The 10,380-nt window shown below is 72.8% G+C and carries 8 protein-coding genes and 1 pseudogene; all 9 read left to right on the top strand.

What is annotated here, in order from left to right; all coding sequences use genetic code 11:
- The coding region (locus VIM26_RS20880; protein WP_414696535.1) for a glutamine amidotransferase-related protein at nt 1-275 on the top strand (275 nt) is incomplete at its 5' end.
- Nucleotides 275-3,598 (top strand): carbamoyl-phosphate synthase large subunit, encoded by a 3,324-nt coding sequence (gene carB, locus VIM26_RS20875; RefSeq protein ID WP_331954839.1) that lies wholly within the window; start codon nt 275-277, stop codon nt 3,596-3,598. The genes VIM26_RS20880 and carB, both read left to right, overlap by 1 nt.
- A gap of 65 nt (nt 3,599-3,663) precedes the next feature.
- Nucleotides 3,664-4,554 (top strand): orotidine-5'-phosphate decarboxylase, encoded by an 891-nt coding sequence (pyrF, locus tag VIM26_RS20870; protein WP_331954841.1) that lies wholly within the window; start codon nt 3,664-3,666, stop codon nt 4,552-4,554.
- A gap of 119 nt (nt 4,555-4,673) precedes the next feature.
- Nucleotides 4,674-4,985, top strand: a complete 312-nt coding sequence (mihF, locus tag VIM26_RS20865) for an integration host factor, actinobacterial type (protein ID WP_331954837.1) — start codon at nt 4,674-4,676, stop codon at nt 4,983-4,985.
- A gap of 115 nt (nt 4,986-5,100) precedes the next feature.
- The gene (gmk, locus tag VIM26_RS20860) at nt 5,101-5,670 is read left to right on the top strand and encodes a guanylate kinase (protein WP_331954835.1); all 570 of its coding nucleotides are present in this window, start codon (nt 5,101-5,103) and stop codon (nt 5,668-5,670) included.
- A gap of 63 nt (nt 5,671-5,733) precedes the next feature.
- Nucleotides 5,734-5,997 carry a DNA-directed RNA polymerase subunit omega gene (rpoZ, locus tag VIM26_RS20855; RefSeq protein ID WP_331954833.1) on the top strand — a complete coding sequence of 88 codons (264 nt, stop codon included), beginning with the start codon at nt 5,734-5,736 and terminating at the stop codon, nt 5,995-5,997.
- 29 nt (nt 5,998-6,026) lie between these two features.
- On the top strand, nt 6,027-7,250 hold the full coding sequence (gene coaBC, locus VIM26_RS20850; protein WP_331954831.1) for a bifunctional phosphopantothenoylcysteine decarboxylase/phosphopantothenate--cysteine ligase CoaBC: 1,224 nt from the start codon (nt 6,027-6,029) through the stop codon (nt 7,248-7,250).
- A gap of 39 nt (nt 7,251-7,289) precedes the next feature.
- Complete coding sequence (metK, locus tag VIM26_RS20845; protein WP_331954829.1) at nt 7,290-8,492, top strand: methionine adenosyltransferase; 1,203 nt, start codon at nt 7,290-7,292, stop codon at nt 8,490-8,492.
- A 399-nt stretch (nt 8,493-8,891) separates the two neighbouring features.
- Nucleotides 8,892-10,380: pseudogene (locus tag VIM26_RS20840) on the top strand (hypothetical protein); the annotation flags it as partial.

Genomic DNA, 10,380 nt, shown 5'->3' with positions numbered 1-10,380 from the left:
ACGGCTTCGCAGTCGACGCGCCCCTCGACGGTGAGTCGGTCGCGCCGTACGACGGCGGACGCTACGGACGCGTCGTCGTCTCGCACGTCGACCTGAACGACGACGTCGTCGAGGGCCTCGCCGCGCTCGACCTGCCGGCCTTCTCGGTGCAGTACCACCCGGAGGCTGCCGCGGGCCCGCACGACGCCGCGTACCTCTTCGACCGCTTCGTTGACCTGATGACCAGCCAGGCTCCGCTGAAAACAGCTCCGATCACCACGAAGGACCGGCCCTGATGCCCCGCCGCACCGACATCTCCAGCGTCCTCGTGATCGGCTCCGGGCCGATCGTCATCGGCCAGGCCGCGGAGTTCGACTACTCCGGGACCCAGGCATGCCGCGTCCTGCGCGACGAGGGCCTGCGGGTGATCCTGGTCAACTCCAACCCGGCCACGATCATGACCGACCCGGAGTTCGCCGACGCGACCTACGTCGAGCCGATCACCACCGAGGTCCTCACCTCGATCATCGCCAAGGAGCGCCCCGACGCGTTGCTGCCGACCCTCGGCGGGCAGACCGCGCTGAACGCTGCCATCGCGCTGGACGAGGCCGGGGTCCTCGCCGAGTACGGCGTCGAGCTGATCGGCGCCAACATCGAGTCGATCCACCTCGCCGAGGACCGTCAGCTGTTCAAGGGCGTGGTGACCCGCTGCGGCGCCGAGTCGGCGCGCTCGGTCATCGCGCACACGCTCGAGGAGTGCCTCGCGGCCGCGGTCGAGCTGAGCTACCCCGTCGTCGTGCGCCCGTCGTTCACGATGGGCGGGCTCGGCTCGGGCATCGCGTACGACGAGGACCAGCTGCGCCAGATCGCCGGCCAGGGCCTGCACTACTCGCCGACCACCGAGGTCCTCATGGAGGAGTCCATCCTCGGCTGGAAGGAGTACGAGCTCGAGCTCATGCGCGACAAGGCCGACAACGTCGTGGTCGTCTGCTCGATCGAGAACGTCGACCCGGTCGGCGTGCACACCGGGGACTCGGTCACGGTCGCGCCCGCGCTGACCCTGACCGACCGCGAGTTCCAGCGGCTGCGGGACATCGGCATCGCCGTGATCCGCGAGGTCGGCGTGGACACCGGCGGCTGCAACATCCAGTTCGCGATCCACCCCGCCACCGGCCGCATCGTGGTCATTGAGATGAACCCGCGCGTGTCGCGTTCCTCGGCGCTCGCCTCCAAGGCGACCGGCTTCCCGATCGCGAAGATCGCCGCGCGGCTCGCCGTCGGCTACACGCTCGACGAGATCCCCAACGACATCACCGGCTCCACGCCGGCGTCGTTCGAGCCCACGCTCGACTACGTCGTAGTGAAGGTGCCCCGGTTCGCGTTCGAGAAGTTCCCCGCGGCCGACGACACGCTCACCACGACCATGAAGTCGGTCGGCGAGGCGATGGCGATGGGCCGCAACTTCTCCGAGGCGCTCGGCAAGGCCATGCGCTCGATCGACAAGAAGGGCTCCGTCTTCCACTGGGCGGGCCACCCGCTCACCGGGCCCGCGCTCACCGAGCTGTTCGCGACCATCTCGCGCCCGACCGAGCACCGGCTGATCGACGTTCAGCAGGTGCTCCGGGCCGGGATGCCGCTCGAGGACGTGTTCGACGCGACCGGGATCGACCCGTGGTTCCTCGACCAGATCGTGCTGATCAACGAGGTCGCCGCGCAGACGGCGGCGGCCCGCGAGCTGACCCGGGACGTGCTGATGCACGCGAAGCGGCACGGGCTGTCCGACGTGCAGATTGCCGAGGTGCGGCACCTGAGCGAGGACGCCGTGCGGCTGACCCGGCACGTGCTGCACGTGCGACCGGTGTTCAAGACCGTCGACACCTGCGCCGCGGAGTTCGCGGCCAGCACCCCGTACCACTACTCCTCCTACGATGAGGAGACCGAGGTGCGCCCGCGCACCCGCCCGGCCATCCTCATCCTCGGCTCGGGCCCCAACCGCATCGGCCAGGGCATCGAGTTCGACTACTCCTGCGTGCACGCCGCGCTCGCGCTGCGCGAGGAGTTCGAGACCGTGATGGTCAACTGCAACCCCGAGACGGTCTCGACGGACTACGACACCTCGGACCGGCTCTACTTCGAGCCGCTGACCTTCGAGGACGTGCTCGAGGTCTACCAGGCCGAGCTGGCCGCCGGGCCCGTCGCGGGCATCATCGTCCAGCTCGGCGGGCAGACACCGCTGTCCCTCGCGCAGCGCCTGGCCGACGCCGGCCTGCCGATCCTGGGCACCACGCCGGAGGCGATCGACTCCGCGGAGGACCGCGGGGTGTTCGGCAAGGTGCTCGCCGAGGCAGGGCTGCCCGCGCCCGCGTTCGGCACCGCCACCACGCCCGAGCAGGCGCTGGAGATCGCCACCGGGATCGGCTACCCCGTCCTGGTGCGCCCGTCGTACGTGCTCGGTGGACGCGGCATGGAGATCGTCTACACCGACGCGCAGCTGGGCGAGTACGTGCAGCGCGCGTTCGACGAGGCCCATGGCGCGCCGGCCGGCTCCACCGCGCCGCTGCTGATCGACCGGTTCCTGGACGACGCGATCGAGATCGACGTCGACGCGCTGTTCGACGGCACCGAGATGTTCCTCGGCGGCGTGATGGAGCACATCGAGGAGGCCGGGATCCACTCCGGCGACTCGGCGTGCGTGCTGCCGCCGGTCACGCTGTCGGACACCGAGCTCGCACGGATCCGCCGCTCGACCGAGGCCCTCGGCCGCGGGATCGGCGTGCACGGGCTGCTCAACGTGCAGTTCGCCCTGGTCAGCGACGTGCTCTACGTCCTGGAGGCGAACCCGCGCGCCTCGCGGACCGTGCCGTTCGTCTCCAAGGCGACCGGGGTCTCCCTGGCCAAGGCGGCCGCGCTGATCATGGCCGGGCACACCATCGCGGACCTGCGCGCGTCGGGCGTGCTGCCCGAGGTCGACGGCGGGGTCCTGGACCTCGACGCGCCCATCGCCGTCAAGGAGGCCGTGCTGCCGTTCACCCGGTTCCGCAGCAGCGACGGGATGGTCGTGGACACCGTGCTCGGCCCGGAGATGCGCTCGACCGGTGAGGTCATGGGCTTCGACGTCGACTTCCCGAAGGCGTTCGCCAAGTCCCAGGCCGCCGCGTACGGCGGGCTGCCGACGTCGGGCACGGTGTTCATCTCCGTCGCGGACCGGGACAAGCGCGCGATGGTCTTCCCGATCAAGCGCCTCGTCGAGCTCGGGTTCGAGATCCTCGCGACCAAGGGCACCGCCGGGGTGCTCAAGCGCAGCGGGATCCCGTCCCGCGTCGTGCGCAAGTACTCCTGGGGTCGCGGGCCCGACGGCGAGCCGACGATCGTCGACCTGATCCGGGCCGGCGAGGTCGACATGGTGATCAACACGCCGTCCGGGCAGGGCGCGCGGGTCGACGGCTACGAGATCCGCACGGCCACCACCGCGGCCGACAAGGCGATCGTGACGACCGTCCAGCAGCTCGGGGCGGCCGTCCAGGGCATCGAGGCCGCACTCGAGGGGCCGTTCTCGGTGAAGAGCCTCCAGGAGCACGACGCCACCCGGCGCGCCGCCCTCGCGGTCGTCTCCGCGTGAGCGCGGCGGCAGTGCCTTTCGGTGCCCCGGTGCCGTCCGGCGCGCGGGTGCCGTCCGGTGCCCCGGTGCCGTCCGGCGCGCGGGAGCCGTTCGGCGCCCGGCTCGCGGCGGCGATGGACGCCCACGGCCCGCTGTGCGTCGGCATCGACCCGCACCCGGGCCTGCTCGCGGCCTGGGGCCTGCCCGACGACGCGTCGGGGTTGCGTGAGTTCGCCCGGCGCGTGATGGACGCCGTCGGCGGGCGGGTCGCCGCGGTCAAGCCGCAGTCGGCCATGTTCGAACGGCATGGCTCCGCGGGGGTCGCGGTCCTCGAGGAGGTCGTCGCGGCCGGCCGTGCCACCGGCACGATCGTCATCGTGGACGCCAAGCGCGGCGACATCGGCTCCACGATGGACGCGTACGCCGACGCGTACCTGCGCGATTCCTCGCCGCTCGCGGGCGACGCGCTGACCGTCTCGCCGTTCCTGGGCTTCGGCTCGCTCGCCCCCGCGATCGACGCCGCCCGCGCCACCGGCCGCGGCCTGTTCGTGCTTGCCCTGACGTCCAACCCGGAGGGCCCCAGCGTCCAGCACGCCCGCCCGCGGGCGCTGACCGCCCGGCATGGCCTGGACAGCGTGGCGGGGGTGCTGGCCGACGAGGTCGGGCGGCTCAACGCGGCCGAGCTCGCGGGGACCGGGGGAGTGCTCGGCTCGCTCGGGCTCGTCGTCGGCGCCACGATCGGCGACGCCGCGCTGCGGCTCGGCATCGACCTGGCCGCCGTGCGCGGCCCGCTGCTCGCACCCGGCGTCGGCGCGCAGGGCGCCGGCGCGGCCGAGCTGCGGGACGTGTTCGGTGACGCCCGGCGCGCCGTCCTGGCGGCATCGTCGCGGTCGGTGCTCGCGGCCGGACCCGATGTCGGCCAGCTGCGCGCCGCTGCGCGCGCAGCCGCCGACGTGGCAACGGCCGCACTGCGTTAACCTGCAGTGTTCTTAGTGAACATGCTCCGGTTCTTGCCCTCCCAGTTGCGTTGCCTCCCGGTACGCTGGTCGGTAAGTTCAATACACAATCCGCCTACGAACGATGAGGTGACATCCGCGTGGCACTTCCGCCGCTCACCCCCGAACAACGCTCAGCCGCGTTGCAGAAGGCCACCGCGGCGCGGCAGGCCCGCGCCGAGGTCAAGAATCGCCTGAAGTACTCCCAGGGCTCGCTGTCCGACGTCATCGCGCAGGGCCAGCAGGACGACGTCATCGGCAAGCTCAAGGTCGTCGCCCTGCTCGAGTCCCTACCCGGCGTCGGCAAGGTCAAGGCACGGGCGATCATGTCGGAGATCGGGATCTCCGAGACGCGTCGGGTACGTGGCCTCGGCCCGCACCAGGCGCGGGCGCTCGTCGAACGCTTCGGCTGAGGACCTTCGCTCCTCAGCTCCACACCCACCGCGCCGATCCATGCTGCCCGCTCCACCGCCGATCCGGCGGTGGAGCGGCGTGGGCATCACCCCTTTCAGGAGCTACGCCCCACCTATGACGACGACGCCCGCCCGGCTCACCGTTCTCGCCGGACCGACCGCCGTCGGCAAGGGGACCGTCTCCGCGGACATCCGCGCCCGGTATCCCGAGGTTTGGCTCTCCGTCTCGGCGACCACCCGCCCGCCACGACCCGGCGAGATCGACGGGGTGCACTACCACTTCGTGTCGAGCGAGCAGTTCGACGCGATGATCGCGGACGGTGAACTGCTCGAGTGGGCGAGCGTGCACGGTCGCAACCGGTACGGCACACCGCGCGGGCCGGTCGACGAACATCTCGCCGCCGGCGCGCCCGCGCTCCTGGAGATCGACCTGCAGGGCGCGCGGCAGGTCCGCGAGACCATGCCGGACGCCCGGTTCGTGTTCCTGGCCCCGCCGTCCTGGGAGGAGCTCGAGCGGCGCCTGGTCGGGCGCGGCACCGAGGACGCCGAGGAGCGCGAGCGCCGGCTGAGCACCGCGCGCGTCGAGCTCGCCGCGGGCCCCGAGTTCGACGTCACGATCGTGAACGACGACGTGCGCCGCGCCACCGACGAGCTCATCACGGTCATGGGTCTGGCGACCCGGTAGACTAGGTCGCTGGTCTACCCGCCGCCGCGGTTCACCTACCCCGAATTCCACCAGGAGCACATTTTGTCCGGAACAGTTGCCGCTCCGATCGGCATCACCGACCCGCCCATCGACAAGCTGCTCGAGAAGGCCGACTCCAAGTACGCCCTGGTGATCTACGCAGCCAAGCGCGCGCGCCAGATCAACGCGTACTACTCCCAGCTGAACGAGGGCCTGCTCGAGTACGTCGGCCCGCTGGTCGAGACCCGTCCGCAGGAGAAGCCGTTGTCGATCGCGATGCGCGAGATCAACGAGGGCCTGCTGACGATCACGCCCACCGACGCCTGAGCTGACCCGAGAAGCCGGGGGGCGCCGACATGCGGATCGTCCTCGGTGTCGCCGGCGGGATCGCCGCCTACAAGGCGGTCCTGCTGTTGCGGCTGCTGCGTGAGGCCGGTCACGAGGTCCGGGTCGTGCCCACGCGGGCGGCCCTGGAGTTCGTGGGCCGGCCCACCTGGGAGGCGCTGTCCGGCCAGCCGGCCACGCCGGACGTGTTCGACGACGTCCCGCACGTTGCGCACGTCTCGCTCGGCCAGAGCGCGGACCTGATGGTCGTCGCGCCCGCCACGGCCGACCTGCTGTCCCGCGCCGCCGCCGGCCGCGCGGACGACCTGCTGACCTCCACGCTGCTGACGGTCCGCTGCCCGGTGCTGATGGCGCCCGCGATGCACACCGAGATGTGGGAGCACCCCGCCACCCGAGCGAACGTCGCGACCCTGCGGGCCAGGGGAGTGCACGTGCTCGAGCCGGCGTCCGGGCGCCTGACCGGCACCGACACCGGCGCCGGCCGGCTGCCCGAGCCCGCGGAGATCGCCGCCGCCGCGCTCGCCCTGGTCGCCTCCCCGGGCGCGGGCGGGCCGTCCGAGCCGCGCCGGCAGGACCTCGCCGGTCGCCACGTGGTGATCTCCGCGGGCGGCACGCGCGAGCCGCTGGACCCGGTGCGCTACCTCGGCAACCGGTCCTCGGGGCGCCAGGGCTACGCGCTCGCGCGCACGGCCCGGGCCCGCGGGGCCAGGGTCACCCTCGTCGCCGCGAACGTCGCCCTCGTCGCACCGGCCGGGGTCGACGTGATCCCGGTCGAGTCCACCGCCCAGCTGCGCGAGGCGGTGCGCGCGGCCGCGAAGGACGCCGACGTCGTCGTGATGGCCGCCGCGGTGGCGGACTTCCGGCCCGTCGCGCCGGCGGTGCACAAGATCAAGAAGCGCGACGACGGCGTCGTCGAGCCGATCGCGCTGGAGGCGAACCCCGACATCCTCGCCGAGCTCGCGGCCGAGCGGCTGCGGCCGGGGCAGATCGTCGTCGGCTTCGCCGCCGAGACGGGCGACGACGGCGCGGACGTCCTCGCGCACGGCCGGGCCAAGGCCAGGCGCAAGCGGGCCGACCTGCTCGCGGTGAACGCCGTCGGCGAGGGCGTGGGTTTCGCCGTCGCGGACAACGCCGTGACCATCCTCGATGCGGGTGGGAACGTCGTCGCCGAGGCGGCCGGGACCAAGGACTTCGTCGCCGACGCGCTCTGGGATGCGGTCCACTCACTCGGTTAGCGGGCCGGGCCGCTTGCCGCCCGGACTACGCTGGTTCGCATGACTGATTCCGATCTGCGCCTGTTCACCTCCGAGTCCGTGACCGAGGGTCATCCGGACAAGGTCTGTGACCAGATCTCGGACGCGATCCTGGACGCCATGATCGAGCAGGACCCCGCGGCCCGCGTCGCCGTCGAGACGATGGTCACGACCGGCCTGGTGCACGTGGCCGGCGAGGTCACCACCAGCGCCTACGTCGAGATCCCGCAGGTCGTGCGCCAGGTCGTCAAGGCGATCGGCTACACCTCCTCCTCGATCGGGTTCGACGGCGACTCCTGCGGTGTGTCCGTCTCGATCGGCCAGCAGTCGGCCGACATCGCCCAGGGCGTGGACAAGGCCTGGGAGATGCGCCAGGACGACTCGGACCTCGACCCGCTGGACGCCCAGGGCGCCGGTGACCAGGGGCTCATGTTCGGCTACGCGAGCGACGACACGCCGTCGCTGCTGCCGTTGCCGATCTGGCTCTCGCACCGGCTCGCCGAGCGGCTCGCGCTGGTCCGCAAGGAGGGCATCGTCCCCGGGCTGCGCCCGGACGGCAAGACGCAGGTGACGATCGGGTACGACGGCGACCGCCCGGTGAAGGTCTCCACGATCGTGCTGTCGACCCAGCACGACCCCGACGTGAACCTCGAGACGCAGCTCATGCCGCAGATCGCCGAGCACGTCGTGGCGCCCGTGCTCGCCGGGATCGACATCGACTCCTCCGCGTTCCGGCTGCTCGTGAACCCGACCGGGACGTTCGTCATCGGCGGGCCGCAGGGCGACGCGGGACTGACCGGCCGCAAGATCATCGTCGACACCTACGGCGGCATGGCGCGCCACGGCGGCGGCGCGTTCTCCGGCAAGGACCCCTCGAAGGTGGACCGCTCGGGCGCGTACGCGATGCGGTGGGTGGCCAAGAACGTCGTTGCCGCCGGGTTCGCGCGCCGCTGCGAGGTCCAGGTCGCCTACGCGATCGGCAAGGCCCAGCCCGTCGGGCTGTACGTCGAGACGTTCGGGACCGAGACCGTCCCGGTCTCCCGGCTGACGGCCGCGATCCGCGAGGTCTTCGACCTGCGGCCGGCCGCGATCATCCGCGACCTCGACCTGCTGCGCCCGATCTACCAGCGCACCGCCGCCTACGGCCACTTCGGCCGCGAGCTCCCCGACTTCACCTGGGAGCGCACCGACCGCATCAAGGACCTCCAGAGCCAGCTCTCCTGACCCGCTGAACCTCCCTTTCCACCCGTAACGTCCGAGCGTTGACGTCCTATAGGACGTCAACGCTCGGACGTTACGGCGAGGCTCCAGAAGGGCCCTCCCGCTCGCGGCCTTGTACGGAGCCGGCACCCACACCGGCGGGGTCGCGGGCGTTCGGTGAGTTCGTCATGTTGACGCGAGTTCGTCGGTTCAAACGGGCGAACTGGCGTCGAACCGACGAACTCACGGCCGGTGGGAGCGTCTGCCTGTGTGCGGACGGCTCAAGGGTGGATTGCGGGTCACTCCGGCGGTCGGCGAGTTACCCCGGCTGTCAGCCTGACGCGGACCTCGGTACGGCCGGTGGGTGCCATTGCCTGTGGGCGGACGGCTCGCGGGGTCGGTTGCGAGTGATGGGATAGCGCAGTGACGGAGACCAGGGTGGGGGACGGGGCGCCGCAGGGCGAGCAGCTGACCCTCGCCGGGATGCCCGGCCCGCGCGCACCCAGGCTCCGGTCGACGACGCCGACCGAGGTGGCCGCGCTGCTGCCCGTCGCGCGGGTCTGCATCGACCTGCCCCCGCAACACCTCGACCGGCCGTTTGAGTACCTCGTCCCGGCCTCGATGGACGACGTCGCCCGGCCCGGCACCCGCGTGAAGGTCCGGTTCGGCCGGCAGGACGTCGACGGCTACCTCCTCGACCGCATCGAGACCCCCGATCACGACGGTGCGCTCGCGCCGCTGCGCAAGGTGGTCTCCGGCGAGGTCGTGCTCACCCCGGAGGTGCGCCGGCTCGCGCGCGCGGTCGCCGACCGGTACGCGGGCACGCTCGCCGACGTGCTGAGGCTGGCCGTCCCGCCCCGGCACGCGCGCGTCGAGGCCGAGGCCGGGGTGGCCGCCGCTGCTGCCGAGGTCGCCGCTGCCGCTTCCGCTGCTGAGGTCTCCGCCACTGCCACGGCCACGGCTGCCGCTGCTGAGGTCTCCGCGCCCGCTGCCGCCACCGCTGCTGCTTCCGAGGTTGCCGCGTCCGCGTCCGCCTTCGCTTCCGCTTCCGCTGCGGCTGCGGCTGCGGCTGCGGCTGCGGCTGCGACTGCGACTGCGACTGCGGCTGCCGACGTCGCCGGGTCCGCTTCCGCTGCACCCGCACCTGCGCGTCAGCCTGGCGCCGATCACCCCGCGCCCGCGCCCGCGACCGCGCACCGACCCGGCCCGAAGCCGTCGGGCACGGCGTGGGCGGACCACCGCGGCGGCGCCGCCTTCCTGTCCCACCTCAGCGCGGGGCACGCCCCCCGCGCGGTGTGGAGCGCGCTGCCGGGCGAGGCGGGGCGCGGCTGGCCGGACGCGATCGCGCAGGCCGCCGTCGCGACGGCGATCGGCGGGCGCGGAACGGTCGTCGTCGTGCCCGACGCGCGCGACGTCGACCGGGTCTCGGCGGCGTTCGAGGCCGCCGGGATCGCGCCCTGGGCGCCCGGCACGGACGGCGGCTACGCCCGCCTGATGGCCGACGACGGGCCGGCGCAGCGCTACCGCTCGTTCCTCGCCGCGCTGCGCGGGCAGGCCCGCATCGTGATCGGCACCCGGGCCGCAGCCTGGGCGCCGGTCCGCGATCTCGGGCTCGTCGTGTGCTGGGACGACGTCGACGACCTGCACGCCGAGCCGCGCTCGCCCTACCCGCACGTGCGCGAGGTGCTCGCGCTGCGGGCCGACCTGGCGGGCTGCGCGGCGCTGATCGGCGGGCACGCGCGCTCCACCCAGGCGCAGGCGCTCGTCGTCGCCGGCTGGGCGCACTCGCTGCAGGCCGACCGTGCCACCGTCCGCGGCCGCACCCCTAGGGTCCGCGCGCTCACCTCGATCGACCTGGCGCGCGAGGGCGCCGTCGGCGCGGCCCGGCTGCCGGGCGAGGCGTGGCGGGTCG

It is taken from the genome of Pengzhenrongella sp., assembly GCF_036565025.1.
Taxonomy (GTDB): domain Bacteria; phylum Actinomycetota; class Actinomycetes; order Actinomycetales; family Cellulomonadaceae; genus Pengzhenrongella.
Note: the sequence above shows the minus strand (reverse complement) of the source record. Positions and strands in the feature narration are given on the sequence as shown.